Source organism: Stappia sp. BW2 (assembly GCF_008107695.1).
Classification (GTDB): Bacteria; Pseudomonadota; Alphaproteobacteria; order Rhizobiales; family Stappiaceae; genus Roseibium.
Map to the genome: position 1 here is coordinate 18863 of NZ_VIRG01000046.1, position 16124 is coordinate 34986.

Here is a 16124-nt window from a genome sequence, read left to right on the forward strand (position 1 = left end):
CCCCGCTGCCTTCACCTTCCCAGTCCATAAGAAAACCTTCGGAGAAGACAATGTCCCGTTTTACCCTGACCCGTCGTTCCATGCTCATGGGTGCCGCTGCCGCAGGCGCAACCCTTGCCGCACCATCCGTTCTGCGCGCCCAGACGAGCCGCGTCATCGTCGGCGCCTGGGGCGGGGACTACGAGCGTCTGCTCAAGTCGGCAGTCGATCCCAAGACCCAGGAAAGCGGCGTCGATCTCGTCATCGACACGGGTAACGCGACCTCGCGCAAGACCAAGATGATCACCGCCCTGCGCATTGGCGGCGGTGCAATGGACGTCTCCTGCCTGTCCAACTCCGACATGCATCAGATGTCCACCGCCGGCGCCCTGAAGCAGGTTGACGAACTCGGCCTTACCCGCCAGGACAAAATCTTCCCACAGTTCGCCAAGCCCTACGCCATCCCGCACATCTACAGCGCGATGACGATCATCTACGACCGCTCGCAGGTCGACACCCCGCCCACGTCAATTAAGGACCTGTGGACGAAGGAGTATCTGGGCAAGGTCGGTTTCTCCGACATTCTTTTCAATTACTACCTGGTGATCGCGGCAGCCACCTTCGGCAAGAATGGCAATGACTTCGCCGCAGCAAAGGCCGCTTACGAAGAGTACAAGGAAAAGTCCGGCGGCGTGCGTGTCTACTCCTCCAACGAGGCAATCGCAAACGCATTCAATGCCAAGGAGATCAATGCCACGATCATGTGGAAGGCGCGCGCCTTCCAGTGGCGCAAGGCCGGGCTCGACCTCGTCGCAGTCGCCCCGAGCGAGGGTGCGGTTCCGGTGGTCTTCGAAGCCGGTTGCACATCCTTCGCCACGAACGTGAAGGGCGCGGGGGTCACTCTCGATGCCTTGCTCGATCCCGAGTTGCAGCTCAAGTTCGCTGAAGCGATGGGCTACCTGCCTACGGTTTCCGACGCTCCGATCCCAGAAAAGATGCGCGAGGATCTCGGTTTCACCGACGCAGAGCGTGAGAACTTCATCCTGCCGGACCTCGACTACATTGCCAAGGAGCAGAGCGAAACGCTCGCTTGGTGGAACCAGAGCTTCAAGGCCTGATCGCCGATGGCTCTGTCCGCAACAGATCTGAAGCGTGGAGGGGCGGCGTCCGCGCTGCTCCTCCCCGCGACGCTGCTGGTGGTCGTGGCGCTGGTCGCGCCTATGCTGACGCTGTTACGCTACAGCTTCAACGCCTACGACCCCATCATGCTGATGCGCGAGACCTTCACCCTGGAGAACTACGCGCGTTTCTTCGCCGAACCCTACTACCACGAGGTCATTCTCACGACCCTCGCGGTGGCATTTGGCGCAAGCTTTGGCGCCCTTCTGCTGGGCTTCCCGTTAGCTTATTTCCTCGCCCGCACAAAAAGCCGCTACAAGAGCCTTCTGGTCGTCCTCGTGGTGTTTCCGCTGCTGGTTGGCAACGTTGTACGCGCCGCCGGATGGATTGCGCTTTTCGGATCGCAGGGCATTCTGAACGTGACGCTGATAAAGCTCGGCCTCATAGAGAGCCCGCTTGAAATCATGTACACCGACTGGGCCGTGATCATCGGCACGCTTTCAGTCGTCATGCCCTTCATGGTGCTCAGCTTGCAGAGCGTGATCGAGAACGTCGATTTCTCGGTTGTGGACGCCGCTCTCAATCTCGGTGCGAGCCGATTCCAGGCCTTTCGCCTCGTCTTTCTCCCCCTCGTCATGCCTGGCGTGACCGCCGGCTTCGCGCTCATCTTCATCCTCTGCATGAACGCCTATGCGACGCCATATCTGCTTGGTGGGCCGGGCTACAAGATGATGGCTCCAGCGCTTTACGAGCAGATCTCGGTGATCTCGAACTGGCCGTTCGGCTCCGCCCTCGCCTTCATTCTCATGGCGACGACCGTTCTGGCGACCCTGGTGGTGACGCGCGTCGTGCGCGGCAAAACCGTCTAGCTTTCCAATCCAAAAAAGAAAGGCTCCCCGAAATGGGTTTCCTGTCCTCTGACGTCTTCGAACACCGGATATCGGCGCTTCGCGCCGTAATGGCCCGCAAAGGGCTCGACGCCGTGGTTCTGTTTGGCGCAGACTCCGAGTTCTATACCAACTGGATTGTCGACGTTCAGGTGTGGGAACGCCCCGTCGCGGTGGTCGTTCCCGCTGAGGGCGAGATCTTTGCCGTCCTGCACTCTCTTTCGACACACCACTTCCGCTTCGCCCGTGAGCGCGGCAGCGCATGGCTCGCCGACGTGGAGTTCTACTACGAGCATCAGCGCGAGGGCGTACGGCTCTTGACCGGTTTTCACGACCATGTGGCCGACCGGTTGCGTGCGCGTGGGCTGCATGGTGCTACGTTTGGCCACGATGGCGCCTCCGCCCACATGACCGCGATCATCGCCTCGCTGGGCGGCGGCAAGGCCGTACCCATGGTTCAGGACCTCCGCGATCTGCGTCTGGTGAAGACCGACGAGGAAATTGCGCTGATGCGCGAAGCCGCCTCCATCTCCGACTGGCTTCAGGACCGCTATCGCGAGAACATCCGGCCCGGCCGCTTGATTCAAGAGCTGGACGTGGAGATGCAGCGCCAGGCCGTGGTCGAGGCCGCTCGCCGTTTCCCGGGCCAGAACTGTGAGTGGCGCATCTACACCCTGCGCGGCGAGCATTCCTCCTCCCCGCACGGCAACGGCGCACAAACCGGTGCAACGATCCAGGAAGGTGACGGACTGGTGAATATCATCATACCGCGTCTCAATGGCTGCACCATCGAGAACGAGCGCACGCTCTTCTGCGGCCGTCCGTCGAAGGCGCAGGAAGAGGCTTATGACGCCGCCCTCCAGGCCCAGATAGCGGCCATCGAAGCGATGCGACCCGGCCAAACCGTATGTGGTATCGACAATGCCGCCCGCGAGGTGATCGAGGCCCGCGGCTTTGGCGAAAACATCATGCACCGGACCGGCCACGGTGTGGGCATGCGCGGTCACGAGTATCCGGCCGACACCGCTTTCAACACCCGTCTTCTGATGAAGAACGAAGTGTACTCAGCAGAGCCCGGCATCTATATCTGGGGCCTAGGAGGATTCCGGTTGGATGACACGGTTGTTGTCGCCGATACCCCGGAGGTGCTGACCAAGACTTCGAAGGACATCGGGGTCCAGACGATCCTCTGACACGACATCGGGCGGACGCGCTCCCTCGAGGTGCGCCCGCCCCTTACCGGAGTACGGAATGACAGGCAGGAAGCCACCTCGCCGGACACAGGCGGAAAAATCCGCAGCCATGCGTTTGAAGCTGTGCGAGGCCACCTTGAGTGCCCTCGCTGAAGTCGGCTATGAGAAGACCACAACGCAGGAAATCTGCGCCCGTGCCGGTGTTTCGCGCGGTGCTCTCACGCACCAGTTTCCCACCCGCGTCGACATCCTGTCGGCTGCATTCGAACATCTGTTGGAAGCCTGGGAAGCGGAGCGGCGCACACATATCGCCTCACTGCCCGAAGGACAGCCAATAAGCTTCGAAGCCTACACCCGGCACCTGTGGCGTGTGGTCTTTTCCTCGCAAAACTATGTGGCAGCGCTCGAGTTGATGATGGCGGCCCGGATGGACGGGGATCTTGCTGCCAATCTGCGCAGCGTCCTTGCCCGGTGGCGCTCCGTGCGCGACTTCCTCTCCCTGCAGTTGCTGGGGCGTGAAGATGAGGCGGAGGACCCGCAGGTCCTGACCTTCCTGCATTTAAACCTGTGTATGCTGCGTGGTATCGCAATCCACGGCAGTTTCGATGCGTCGGAAGAAGAGCGGGAGCGCCTGCTCGACGCCTGGCTTGAATTCCTCGGAAGCCGCGCTGACGTGATGCCGGGCTACAGTCCCGAGGTTCTGGACCGCGTCTGAGATGCGACGTCGACATTGACAACCAGGTTTGGTCGGCCTGCATGGCGAGCTGTCACATTGTTTGAAGTATAGACGCGGGAAGCCGCGTCGGCTTTTTTCAGACGTGTCGTTCACCCACGGCTTTCCACGCGGCCATGGCCCAAAGTCGATAATCTCGAATTTGTGCTGCAGAGTGGATGGCGTGTGATGGGACGAAGAGGTTCCGCTCAGAGGAAAACATCGACACAAAGTGCTGCAGTGACCTGATCGACCGATAAGCCCTGGCGCGTTTGTTCCCGCTTTCCAAATGGAAGATGGGAATTCTCGGCTCGATCATGCCGCCTTTCTGCTTGCCTCTGCCGCCGCTTCGCGAAGGGTGCGGATATTGTCGCCGTAAACGGATGGAACCTGTACGGAGCCGCCCCGGAACACGGCGGAACCCGCGACCAACACACTCGCCCCGGCATCCGACACCAGAGGCGCGGTTGCCGGGTCGATGCCTCCGTCGACCTCGATCAGGATCGGCCGGTCACCGACGAGTGCCTTCAGTCGGCGGATCTGGTCAACCTGCGTTTCAATGAATTTCTGGCCGCCGAAACCGGGGTTCACTGTCATGACCAAGATCAGGTCACAAAGGTCCAGGAGGGGAGCGGCCGCCTCTACCGGTGTTCCCGGATTGAGGGCGAGCCCGGCCTTTTTCCCCGTCGCACGGATGGCCTGGAGCGTCCGGTGGGGGTGGGGGCCGGCTTCCAGATGCGCGGTGATGATGTCCGCCCCCGCCTCTGCGAAAGACTCGATATAGGGGTCGGCAGGCGCGATCATCAGGTGGACGTCCATCACCGTTGTTATGTGGGGCCGGATCGCCTTGCAGAGTTGCGGGCCGAAGGTCAGGTTCGGCACGAAATGACCGTCCATCACGTCGACATGTACCCAATCGCAGCCCTGTTGCTCGATTGCCCGGATTTCGGCGCCGAAATCGGCGAAGTCGGCGGAGAGGATCGAGGGGGCAATCTTGACGGAAGGTTCGAAGGTCATCTGTCTGTCCTCTGAGGTTTGCTTAAGTGGTCCGGCTACACCGCCGCTTGCGGCCGGGCGGCAAGGTCGGTATCGAGGCCGCCCCTGAAGACACGGCTTGCCCGAATGTCCGGTTCGCAGATCATCGACAGGGCATCGGCATCCAGCGGGCCTTTGGCTTCGCTGAAGAGACGGTTGGCCTGGCGCAGGCGCGCCCGGTCGAGGGCATTGCGCACCGAGCGGGCATTGGCGAAGTGCGGCTGCTGCCGGCGGAGGCCGATATAGTCGGCCAAAGCCCGCTCGGCGGCGTCATCGAGAAAATAGTTCTGCGCCGCCAGCATGGACTTGGCGATGCGCAGCAATTCCTCCTCCGCGTAGTCAGGAAAATCGATGTGATGGGCGATGCGGGAACGGAAGCCGGGATTGGCTGAAAAGAACTGGTCCATCTTGTTGGCGTAGCCAGCCATGATGACGACCAGGTCGTCGCGGTTGTTCTCCATCACCTGCAACAGGATTTCGATCGCTTCCTGGCCGTAGTCGCGCTCGTTGTCGGGCTTGTAAAGGTAATAGGCCTCGTCGATGAAGAGGACGCCACCCATGGCCTTCTTCAGCACCTCTTTTGTCTTGGGCGCCGTATGGCCGATGTACTGACCGACCAGATCGTCGCGTGTCACGGATACGAGATGGCCCTTGCGCACATAGCCGAGGCGATGCAACAGGCCTGCCATCATCAGCGCGACCGTGGTCTTACCTGTTCCCGGATTGCCGGTGAAGGACATGTGCAAGGTAGGGGTCTCCTGGGTAAGTCCCATTTCGCGCCGGGCACGGTCGACCAGGAGCAAAGCCGCGGTCTCGCGGATGCGCTGCTTGACCGGTGCAAGGCCGATCAGGTGCTCGTCCAGTTCCCTGAGGACATCGGCAACCCCGGACGATTCATACTCGGTGGCCAGATCGATCGTGGTCGGCGGAGCCTTTTCAGTTGCATCGATCATCTCGGTGGTCATTGCGCACGCTCCTGCATTTGCGGAAGAGCCGCACGCTGTCCTGCAGCGTGCGAAGGTGGGCCGGTCGAGGTTCAGTAGCGCACGTCCCAGCTGTATTTCTGGGCGCGGTCGATGAAGTCGATGCGCTGCATATGGATCTTCGGCTCTGCTGCCGGACGGTTGACGATGAAGGACATCTTGACCGACTCGATGCCGCGCACGTCGTCGAAGGCATTGATGCGGATATAGGCGTCCGGATGAGCCTTGCGGCAGTCTTCCAGTTCCATCATCACGCCCTTGGCGTCCCGCAGGTCGAACATGGGGTTGCCCCACATATCCCAATAGGTGTTGCGCGGATGCGGGTCGTTGGTGAACTCCACACCGATCGCCCAATCTTGCTGCAGGCAGTATTCGATCTGGGCGCTGATCTGGGCATCGGTTAGATCGGGCAGAAACGAAAAACATCCTTGAGTGATGCGCATGAGTCGTTCTCCTCACATTGCAACCGAGGCGGTCGGGACGAAGTCCGACGTGTCGGTCGAGGTGTAGTTGAAGGTGATGTTGCCCCAGGTATCGAGGGCCGCTTCCAGCGGTTTGCACCATCTGGCGGCCTCACGCAGGATCTGCGGACCCTCGTTCCTGATGTCTCGGCCTTCGTTGCGCGCGAGCACCATGGCCTCCAGCGCCACACGGTTGGCGGTCGCTCCCGCCTGGATGCCCATCGGGTGACCGATAGTGCCCCCGCCGAACTGCAGCACGACATCGTCGCCGAACAGATCCAGCAACTGGTGCATCTGGCCGGCATGGATGCCGCCCGAAGCAACGGGCATGACCTTTTTCAGATCGGCCCAGTCCTGCTCGAAGAAGTTGCCACGCGGCAGATCGACCTCATTGTGCGTTTCTCGGCAGACATTGTAGTAGCCCTGGACGGTCAGCGGGTCTCCCTCGAGCTTGCCGACAGCGGTGCCGCAATGCAGATGATCGACGCCTGCAAGACGCAGCCATTTGGCGATGACGCGGAATGAGATGCCGTGGTTCTTCTGCCGCGTGTAGGTGCCATGGCCCGCGCGGTGCATGTGCAGGATCATGTTGTTGTCGCGGCACCAGTTGCTTATGGATTGAATCGCTGTCCAGCCGACGATCAGGTCCACCATGACGACCACGGAGCCGAGTTCCTTGGCGAATTCGGCGCGCCTGTACATTTCCTCCATCGTTCCGGCGGTTATGTTGAGATAGTGCCCCTTGATCTCACCGGTCTCGGCGCTCGCCTTGTTGACGGCCTCCATGCAGTAAAGGAAGCGGTCACGCCAATGCATGAAGGGCTGGGAGTTGATGTTCTCGTCGTCCTTCATGAAGTCGAGACCACCCTTGAGGCCTTCGTAGACAACACGGCCGTAGTTCTTGCCCGAAAGGCCGAGTTTCGGTTTGGTGGTTGCGCCCAAGAGCGGCTTGCCGAACTTGTCGAGGCGCTCGCGCTCGACGATCAGACCGGTCGGTGGTCCGGCAAAGGTTTTGACATAGGCAACCGGCAGGCGCATGTCCTCAAGGCGCGCGGCCCTGAGAGGCTTGAACGAGAACACGTTTCCGATGATTGAAGCGGTGAGGTTCGCGATCGAACCTTCCTCGAACAGGATCAGGTCATAGGCGACGTAGGCAAAATACTGTCCTTCCTGGTTCGGCACCGGCTCGACCCGGTAAGCCTTGGCGCGGTAGCTGTCGCAGGCAGTCAGCCGATCGGTCCAGACGACTGTCCAGGTTGCCGTGGAGCTTTCGCCGGCAACGGCGGCCGCGGCCTCGATCGGATCGACGCCATCCTGTGGCGTGATGCGGAAGAGGGCCAGAATGTCGGTGTCCTTGGGCACATAGTCGCCGTCCCAATAGCCCATCTGAGCATATTTCAGGACACCGGCCTTGTAGCGTTCCTTGCCCTTGATTTCCTTGGGCGTGCTGATCTGGTTCATGGTCCGTCTCCTTGGTTGGCGGGTTATGCGGCCCGGGAAGTCACGGTCTGCGGGTCGAGAGCCCCCGACCTGTAGCGCTCGGCCATGTCGTCGAGCGACACCGGCCTGATCCTGCAAGCCTGTCCGGCGGTGCCGAACCGTTCGAACCGGTCGCGGCAGAGCGTTTCGAGTTCGGTCATCGCGGGGATCATGAATTTGCGCGGGTCGAATTCGGCCAGCTTCTCCTTCGCGACCCTGCGGAACTGACCCGTCATTGCCATGCGGCAATCGGTGTCGATGTTGACCTTGCGCACGCCCATCCTGATGCCACGCTCGATCTCTTCCACCGGCACACCATAGGTCTGGGGCATATCGCCACCATTTTCGTTGATGAGATCCTGCAGATATTGCGGAACCGAACTCGAGCCGTGCATGACGAGATGAGTCGAGGGCAGTTTCCGGTGGATTGCCTCGATGGTCTTCATCGACAGGATCTCGCCATCGGGCTTGCGGCTGAACTTGTAGGCCCCGTGGCTGGTGCCGCAGGCGATGGCGAGCGCATCGCATCTGGTCGCCTGTACAAAATCTGCCGCTTGGTCCGGATCCGTCAGGAGCTGGTGATGGTCGAGCTTGCCCGAAGCGCCCGAGCCGTCCTCCTCGCCGGCCTCGCCGGTTTCCAGGGAGCCCAGAACGCCGAGTTCGCCTTCCACCGATGCACCGACCGCATGGGCGGCGCGTGTCACCTTGCGGGTGATCTCGACATTGTAATCGTAGCTCGCCGGCGTCTTCATGTCCTCCTCCAGCGAGCCGTCCATCATCACCGAAGTGAAGCCGTGGCGTATCGCCGAAAGGCAGGTGGCTTCATTGTTGCCGTGGTCCTGATGCATGACAATCGGAATGCCTGGATGCATCTCGGCGAGCGCGGCAACCATGTTGCGAAGCATGATGTCGCCAGCATAGGAGCGCGCACCTCGGCTTGCCTGCAGGATGACTGGCGCATCGCAGCTTGAAGCCGCGCGCAGGATCGCCAGTCCCTGTTCCATATTGTTGATGTTGAACGCCGGGACGCCGTAGCCGTGCTCGGCGGCGTGGTCCAGGAGCTGTCGGAGAGTGATAAGCGCCATGGAGATCTCCTCGAGGTTACAGAAGTGCTTTTGCAGCGGTGGCGACGGCGACCGGGGTGATGCCGAAATGGTCGTAGAGGTCGGAAGCCGGGGCCGATGCGCCGAAGCCGGTCATGCCGACAAATGCGCCGCCGGAACCGATCAGGACGTCCCAGCCCTGACGGACAGCCGCCTCCACACCCACGCGTGGCGCTGTGCCGAGCACTGCGTCGCAATACGCCTGATCCTGACAGGTAAAGAGTTCGAAAGAGGGGGCAGAGACAACGGCGGCCTTGATGCCGTTGATCGCCAGAAGGTCTGCGGCAGCAAGCGCGATCTCGACCTCTGACCCGGTGGCGATCAGCGTCAAATGACGAGCACCGCACGGTTCCTTCAGCAAATAGGCGCCGCGGCGGGTCCTGTTTTCGCCTGTGTGATCCTTGCGGACCGTCGGCAGTCCCTGCCGGGACAGGCACAACACCGTTGGCGTCTTCTTCGCGGTCGCGGCAATTTCCCAGGCTTCGGCGGTCTCCACGGCGTCGGCAGGGCGGATGACGGTCAGGTTCGGCATGGCTCTCAGGGAGGCAAGCGTCTCGACCGGCTGATGGGTCGGGCCGTCCTCACCAAGGCCGATGCTGTCATGGGTCATGACGTAGGTCACCGGCACGCCCATCAGGGCTGAAAGACGGATTGACGGCCGGCAATAATCGGCAAAAGCCAGGAACGTGCCACCATAGGTGCGGAACCCGCCGTGAAGCGTGATGCCGTTCATGGCCGCTGCCATGCCGTGTTCACGAATGCCGTAGTGGAGATAGTTGCCGCCGAAATTTGTCCGGGAGACTGCTCGCATGCCACTCGTCCGGGTATTGTTCGACCCGGTCAGGTCGGCCGAGCCGCCGATCGTGTTCGGCAGCACGGAATTGACCACCTCAAGGGCCAATTCCGAAGCCTTGCGCGTTGCGATCTTCGGCGCGTCCACGCTGAGCTGTCGCTTGTGATCGCTGATCGCCTTACCGAGGGTATCTGCGTCCGGTTCGGCGAAACTTGCGTCGAACTCTGCCACCCGGGGGTGTGCTGCCTTTCGTCGTTTCCAGGCCTCGTTCGCAATGCGGCCGCGCCGCGAAACAGCCAACCAGGCATCTCGAACCGGTTGCGGAACCTCGAAAGCAGCATGCGGCCAATCCAGCGCCTTCCGGGTCGCCGCAATCTCCTCGTCTCCGAGGGGCTCGCCATGAACCTTGTGGCTGCCCGCCTTGTTGGGGGCGCCCTTGCCGATGACCGTGTTGCAGGCGATCAGCGACGGCTTGCCTGTTTCTTCGCAAGCATTGGCTATGGCGTCGGCGATCGCATCCATGTCATGACCGTCGATAGCCTGCACCTGCCAGCCGGCGGCATCAAACCGTTTCATTTGATCCATTGATGTCGACAGGTCCGTGGCACCGTCGATGGTGATCCGGTTGTCGTCCCAGAAGACGATCAGGCGTCCAAGGCCGAGGTGGCCGGCGAGGTCGATCGCCTCGTGGCTGATGCCTTCCATCAGGCAGCCGTCACCGGCAAGAACATAGGTGTAGTGGTTGACAAGATTGTTGTCGAAACGGGCATTCAGCATGCGTTCTGCCAATGCCATCCCCACTGCGGTGGCGATGCCCTGGCCGAGCGGTCCCGTGGTCGTCTCGATGCCCTTGGCATGGCCGTACTCGGGATGACCCGCCGTGCGTGAGCCGAGTTGGCGGAAGCGGCGAAGCTGCTCCGCGTCCATGTCGTCATAGCCGAGCAGGTGGTGGATTGCGTAGAGCAGCATCGAAGCGTGACCCGCGCTCAGCACGAAGCGGTCACGGTCTGGCCAGTCGGGATCTGACGGATCGATCTTGATGAAGCGGTTGAAGAGCACCGCGGCAACATCAGCAAGGCCCATCGGCGCGCCGGGATGCCCGGACTTTGCCGCCTGGACCGCATCCATCGCAAGGGCGCGAATGGCGTTGGCCATCGCGGATTCCGTTGCTTGCATGGTGACCTGAATGTTCATTGGGCTCTCCTTTAGGCGCGTCTGGATTCGTTGACGAGGCGGAGGATCATCGGGGTGAAGATCAGCTGCATCGCCAGATCCATCTTGCCGCCGGGAATGACGATGGAATTGGCGCGGGTCATCCAGCTGTCGTGGATCATGGTCCGCAGATAGGCGAAATCGATGCCGCGCGGGTTCTTGAAGCGGATGACCACGAGGCTCTCGTCCGCGGTCGGAATCCAGCGCGCGATAAACGGGTTTGACGTGTCCACCACCGGAACCCGCTGGAAATTGATGTCGGTTTCGGTGAATTGCGGGCAGATACAGTGCACATAGGCATGCATGCGCCGAAGGATCGTGTCCGTCACGGCCTCGGTCGAATAGCCCCGCCGGGCCTTGTCGCGGTGGATCTTCTGGATCCACTCCAGATTGATCACCGGGACGACGCCGATCTTAAGATCCGCGAGCGCTGACAGGTTGACGCTGTCATTTACGACGGCGCCATGGAGCCCTTCGTAGAACAGCAGGTCCGAGCCTTCCTCAAAAGGCGCCCAGCCGGTGAAGGTTCCAGGTTCAGCGCCATAACGTTCGGCTTCTTCCTCGTCATGGATATAATGGCGGGTTTCGCCCTGGCCGGTTTCGGCATAGGTGCGGAAGACCTCTGCAAGCTTTTCCAGTTCGTTTGCGTCATAGCTGAAATGGCTGAAGGTCTCGTCGCCGGCGCTCTTGCGGACATCAAGCTCCCGTTTCATCTCTGCCCGGTCGTAACGGTGAAAGGCATCCCCCTCGATCGAAACGGTGCTGATGCCCTCCCGACGGAATATCTGATCGAAGGTGCTCTTGACCGTCGTAGTGCCCGAACCCGAGGAGCCAGTCACCGAGATAATCGGATGTTTCTTGGACATGATAATACCTCAGATCCTTGTCGTGCCAACGCGGGCACAGGTCTCAGCCACGAAACAGGCCACGGGTGCCGAACAAGGCAGAGACTTCCTGGTCGGGCAGGTCATGATAGGCGGTAACCCGGTCAACCTTGTCGGCCGATCCGAAAACAAACCCCGTACGCTGGTGTAGGGTTTGAGCGGTCTGGTCGAGTACGCGGTCGGTGCCGGTGGTCGCCTTGCCGCGGGCCTGTTCAACCAGGAAAGCAATAGGCGCACATTCATAGACGATCCTGAGACGCCCTTTTTCGTAGCCGGGCCGGCTGTCCGCCGGATACAGGAAGATGCCTCCCCGGCTCAGGATCCGGTGAGTTTCAGCCACCAGCGAGGCCACCCAGCGCATGTTGAAGTTTTTCGACCGGGGGCCTTCGTCGCCTGCCAGGCAATCGTCGATATAGGCCCGTACCGGCCTGGACCAATGGCGGTAGTTCGACGCGTTGATGGCGAATTCCCTGGCGTTTTCGGGAATGACCAGGTGGTCATTGATCAGCTTGAACTGCAGATCGGTGGGGTCCAGCACATAGTGCAGCACGCCTGCGCCGAAGGTCAGGATAAGCGCGGTCTGCGGGCCATAGATGAAATACCCGGCCGCAATCTGTTCCCGGGCCGGCCGCAGGAAAGACGCTTCGCGATCCGCTTTGGCATCGAACACGGAAAATATGGTGCCGATAGATACGTTGACGTCAATGTTCGAGGAACCATCGAGCGGATCGATCGCGAGCGCCAGCCAGCCGTTCGGATCGATCTCCAGGACACTTTCCTGTTCCTCGGAAGCATACCAGCGCACGCCGCAACCGGTCACCGCGTCAGCGAACGCGAGATCGGCTTCGATATCGAGCGCTTTCTGGGAGTCGCCTCCGGTGTTCCGGCCGACTTCGGCTGCGAACGCCTCCTCCAGCGGTCCCCTTGCGATCTTTCGCGACAGCGTAATGGCCACGCGGCAGAGAGCGTCGACCAGGGCCTGGCATTCAGCCGGAAGATGGTCGCATTTTTCTGCTAGGCGATTGTCGATCATCAAGGCCTCCCGTCCTCGTGGATGGCCTTGATATTCAGGGTTTTGAAAATAAACTAAATTTAAAAATTCAGAACCTTGTTTTAGAATAATTAAATGACACGTCTTAACGCCATCACTTTCAAACAGTTGCGAGCTCTGAGCACCGTCGTCAGAACAGGCAGCATCAGTCATTCTGCTGACTTGCTGGGCCTGACGCCACCTGCCGTCCACACCCAACTCAAGGTGCTGGAAGAGAATTTCGGCTGCGCTCTTCTCAACCGCACCCGGGCCGGCAGTTTCGAGGCGACAACGGCGGGCCGGGCGTTGCTGGACGCGTATGAAACCTCATTGTCAGCCCTGAACAGGGCAATCGGCAGTATCGATGCAATGAAGAAGGGCCTGGCCGGACGCGTGGTCCTGGGAGTGGTTAGTACGGGCAAATATCTCGCACCATCAATCGTAGCCCAGCTGAAAAGGGACTATCCGGACATTGAAGTGGTGCTGCAAGTTGGCAACCGAGACCGTACCATTTCCGATCTTGATTCCGGCAAAATCGACATTGCGATCATGGGACGTCCACCGCGTCGACCCGAGGTAACCGCCTACAATATCGGCGACCATCCCCATGTGTTGATTGCCCACCCCGCCCATCCCCTGGCACAAGGCGGCACGGCCGAAAGTTCAGACATCGTCAACGAGAACTTCATCATGCGGGAGCCCGGTTCGGGGACCCGCATCCTGTCAATGCGTTTTCTGGATCAGCTGGGTGAAGGCCAGGCCTTCACTTTCACGGAAATGGAATCGAACGAGTCGATCAAGCAAGCCGTGATTGCCGGTCTCGGCATCGCCCTGATTTCCGCGCATACCGTGATCGAGGAACTGAAATCGAACCGTCTTGCTATTATTCGCGCCGAACTGCTGCCGATCGTACGGCACTGGTTCGTCCTGCACCGCGCCGACCTGACGCTGGATCCTGCAATGCAAAAGGTTCTGGACTATATCCGTAGCAACGGGGAAAACCTGCTGGCGGAACAAGAGATCACCGGCCTCCTGTCAGCACCAATATAAGTCCGGGCGGACAGCGATGACATGCGGAATCGCGGTTCGAAAGTTGACTTCAAAGGCTGACAGTTCGAGGCTTGGCTGATCATCCAGGCAGTGTCCTGGTACTTGCGTTACCCGCTGAGCCATCGGGACTTGGAAGAAATGTTCCTGGAACTCCAATTTCTGGAGCGCCCTTTCAACAGTCAAATCTCAAGGCGTGGTTAAGGCTCTGTTGCAAATTTTTGTCCTTGTTGTGAGAAGCTGCTTTTGCAGAGCAGGTTGTTGATTTCATGAATGCATTCAAGGGCCGTCATTTCACAGGCGAAGTCGTATTGTGGGCGGTTCGTTGGTATTGCCGTTCCGGGATCTTGAACAGATGATGGCCGAGCGCGGTATGCGGGTTGATCATGCCACCATCTACCGGTGGGTGCAGACCTATGCGCCAGAAATGGAAAAACGGTTGCGCTGGCAATGGCGCCGGCCGGTTTCGGGGAGTTGGCGGGTCGATGAAACCTACATCAAAGTCCGCGGAAAATGTACCTATCTCTACCGAGCCGTGGACAAGTTCGGCAACACCATCGATTTCTATCTCTCGGCCACCCGCAACACCAGGGCGGCGAAGCGGTTCCTGGGCAAAGCCTTAAGGGGGCTGAAAGACTGGGAAAAGCCCTATGCGATCAATACCGATAAGGCTCCCACCTATGGCGTGGCCATTTCCGAGCTGAAGGCGGAGGGCAAATGCCCACAGAACACTGAGCATCGCCAGGTCAAATATCTGAACAACGTCGTTGAGGCCGATCACGGCAAGCTGAAACAGCTGATCCGGCCAGTGCGCGGGTTCAAAACCTTGAAGTCTGCCTATGCGACCATCAAAGGATTTGAAGTGATGCGTGCTCTGCGCAAGGGGCAGGCCGGCATCTTCAACTTCACAAATGACATTCTCGGCGAGGCTCGCATTGTCGAACGAGCGTTCGGCATCGGTCCCTGTGCTCTGGCTGAAGCGATGACCATGCTCAAAACCATCTTCAAGATGCTGAAGCTTGAACTGGATTGCCGGAATAGGCCGAAATCTGTCGGGACGCAAAGTTTGCAACAGAGCAGGAGGGAACGCGGCCTCCGCTTTTCAGGGCGAACACGGCAAACCAAATCTCAAGACCGTGTTAACATCACGGTTGCGGGTGCCACAGCAAACAGCTTGAAAGTTTGTCGCTCGACCGTGACACGATGAACAATCACCGGACACCCGGCAGTGATCGCTGACTATCGTCGTTGGCCGGACTAAAAGTGGCGCTCCGAAACCCTCTCTTTCCCCGCCGTCGATTCAACCAAAGGTTCGTGTCCGGTTTTCGAATTGCGGCGCGGCGACTCTTGCTGAGCTCGCGCCAAGATCACGATCCAAGATTCGTTTGTTTGTCAATATCCTAACGTCGGGTGTCTTGGGTGTTCGCGTTTCTAGTATTTATGCGACTTTTCTACTGTTATCCCCGTTTACAGCCTTTTAATGGCTGATATGGCCGAAAAATATAATAAAGTCATATATTTAATGACTCTTCGTTTTCCGCCGCACACATTGAAAGGTGTTTTTTTGTCACTTTGAGGGTGGTTTCTCCTAAAAACTATTATTTTCCCGTACCGGATGACAAGTTCCAACTAAATACAGCAAAGACCAATAACGCCTTTTATTGCGTATTTATGCGGTTTAACGAACGTAAGAGAATGAGGGCAAGATAGAGGAAGTGGTACCACTTCCTGAACGAGAGTTTCGCGCTGTGTCCCTGCGGAACACATTCGAATCTCTGGCTTATTCGCACAAGTGCTCAACGTTTCTGCCGCATTGGCCCAGTCGGCCCGACGCTGCGATTTTGGCCAACTCGAAGAACGTTGTGGGAACATGACCTGCCGGATTAACCTGAGAAGCAGCTGTTCGTGACATTGCACTCCATTTTGAGGAGCGTGGTGATGAGTACGGGTATTTCGAGTTCGGATTTTGTCGGCCAATGGAGCCTAAGTTTTGCCGACATTGATTTCACCAATTCCACGTGATGCGGCCGACTATCTGGCCGAGCAGCTCGGCGTCTATGCCGTTGAACTGTCCGGTTACGATTTCGGTGGGCGAACGGCCAGACGGCATTGCGCCGAGATTTTGGGGCGTGTCGCAAAGATTTTCGCGTTAACCACGCCTTGAGATTTGGCTGTTGAAAGAGCGCTCCTGAGTTTGGAGTTCCGCG

At 59.5% G+C, this 16124-nt stretch carries 13 protein-coding genes and 3 pseudogenes; 8 read left to right on the forward strand and 8 right to left on the reverse strand.

What is annotated here, in order from left to right; translation table 11 throughout:
* Window positions 1-50 precede the first annotated feature (50 nt).
* Genes FMN63_RS03150 through FMN63_RS03165 form a run of 4 tightly spaced genes read left to right on the forward strand, consistent with a single transcriptional unit; the run spans window position 51 to window position 3893 of the window.
* Entirely contained in the window at window positions 51-1097 is a 1047-nt protein-coding gene (locus FMN63_RS03150; protein WP_148582506.1) for an ABC transporter substrate-binding protein, read from the forward strand.
* Window positions 1098-1103: 6 nt separating this feature from the next.
* Window positions 1104-1967 carry an ABC transporter permease gene (locus FMN63_RS03155; RefSeq protein ID WP_148582507.1) on the forward strand — a complete coding sequence of 288 codons (864 nt, stop codon included), beginning with the start codon at window positions 1104-1106 and terminating at the stop codon, window positions 1965-1967.
* A 32-nt stretch (window positions 1968-1999) separates the two neighbouring features.
* Entirely contained in the window at window positions 2000-3178 is a 1179-nt protein-coding gene (locus FMN63_RS03160) for a M24 family metallopeptidase (RefSeq protein ID WP_148582508.1), read from the forward strand.
* A gap of 58 nt (window positions 3179-3236) precedes the next feature.
* Window positions 3237-3893, forward strand: a complete 657-nt coding sequence (locus FMN63_RS03165) for a TetR/AcrR family transcriptional regulator (protein ID WP_148582509.1) — start codon at window positions 3237-3239, stop codon at window positions 3891-3893.
* Window positions 3894-4205: 312 nt separating this feature from the next.
* On the opposite strand, the gene rpe is transcribed toward FMN63_RS03165, so the two are convergent.
* The 8 genes from rpe to FMN63_RS03205 all read right to left on the reverse strand — a co-directional run bounded on the left by rpe (window position 4206) and on the right by FMN63_RS03205 (window position 12873).
* The gene (gene rpe / locus FMN63_RS03170) at window positions 4206-4907 is read right to left on the reverse strand and encodes a ribulose-phosphate 3-epimerase (RefSeq protein WP_148582510.1); all 702 of its coding nucleotides are present in this window, start codon (window positions 4905-4907) and stop codon (window positions 4206-4208) included.
* Between the two features lie 35 nt (window positions 4908-4942).
* Window positions 4943-5890: a CbbX protein gene (cbbX, locus tag FMN63_RS03175; protein WP_162529972.1), complete on the reverse strand. Its 948-nt coding sequence runs from the start codon at window positions 5888-5890 to the stop codon at window positions 4943-4945.
* Between the two features lie 71 nt (window positions 5891-5961).
* Entirely contained in the window at window positions 5962-6351 is a 390-nt protein-coding gene (locus FMN63_RS03180; protein ID WP_148582511.1) for a ribulose bisphosphate carboxylase small subunit, read from the reverse strand.
* A 12-nt stretch (window positions 6352-6363) separates the two neighbouring features.
* Window positions 6364-7830, reverse strand: a complete 1467-nt coding sequence (locus FMN63_RS03185; RefSeq protein ID WP_148582512.1) for a form I ribulose bisphosphate carboxylase large subunit — start codon at window positions 7828-7830, stop codon at window positions 6364-6366.
* 23 nt (window positions 7831-7853) lie between these two features.
* Complete coding sequence (fba, locus tag FMN63_RS03190) at window positions 7854-8933, reverse strand: class II fructose-bisphosphate aldolase (protein ID WP_148582513.1); 1080 nt, start codon at window positions 8931-8933, stop codon at window positions 7854-7856.
* Window positions 8934-8949: 16 nt separating this feature from the next.
* Entirely contained in the window at window positions 8950-10938 is a 1989-nt protein-coding gene (gene tkt / locus FMN63_RS03195) for a transketolase (protein ID WP_148582514.1), read from the reverse strand.
* An 11-nt stretch (window positions 10939-10949) separates the two neighbouring features.
* On the reverse strand, window positions 10950-11822 hold the full coding sequence (locus tag FMN63_RS03200) for a phosphoribulokinase (RefSeq protein WP_148582515.1): 873 nt from the start codon (window positions 11820-11822) through the stop codon (window positions 10950-10952).
* Window positions 11823-11865: 43 nt separating this feature from the next.
* Window positions 11866-12873 (reverse strand): class 1 fructose-bisphosphatase, encoded by a 1008-nt coding sequence (locus tag FMN63_RS03205; RefSeq protein ID WP_148582516.1) that lies wholly within the window; start codon window positions 12871-12873, stop codon window positions 11866-11868.
* 93 nt (window positions 12874-12966) lie between these two features.
* On the opposite strand from FMN63_RS03205, the gene FMN63_RS03210 reads away from it, so the two are divergent.
* The 4 genes and pseudogenes from FMN63_RS03210 to FMN63_RS03225 all read left to right on the forward strand — a co-directional run.
* Window positions 12967-13920, forward strand: a complete 954-nt coding sequence (locus FMN63_RS03210; protein WP_205513839.1) for a LysR family transcriptional regulator — start codon at window positions 12967-12969, stop codon at window positions 13918-13920.
* A gap of 21 nt (window positions 13921-13941) precedes the next feature.
* Window positions 13942-14067 (forward strand): annotated as a pseudogene (locus tag FMN63_RS03215) (IS6 family transposase); the annotation flags it as partial.
* A 119-nt stretch (window positions 14068-14186) separates the two neighbouring features.
* A pseudogene (locus FMN63_RS03220) lies at window positions 14187-14940 on the forward strand (IS6 family transposase).
* 915 nt (window positions 14941-15855) lie between these two features.
* A pseudogene (locus tag FMN63_RS03225) lies at window positions 15856-16042 on the forward strand (hypothetical protein); the annotation flags it as partial.
* Window positions 16043-16124: the final 82 nt, after the last annotated feature.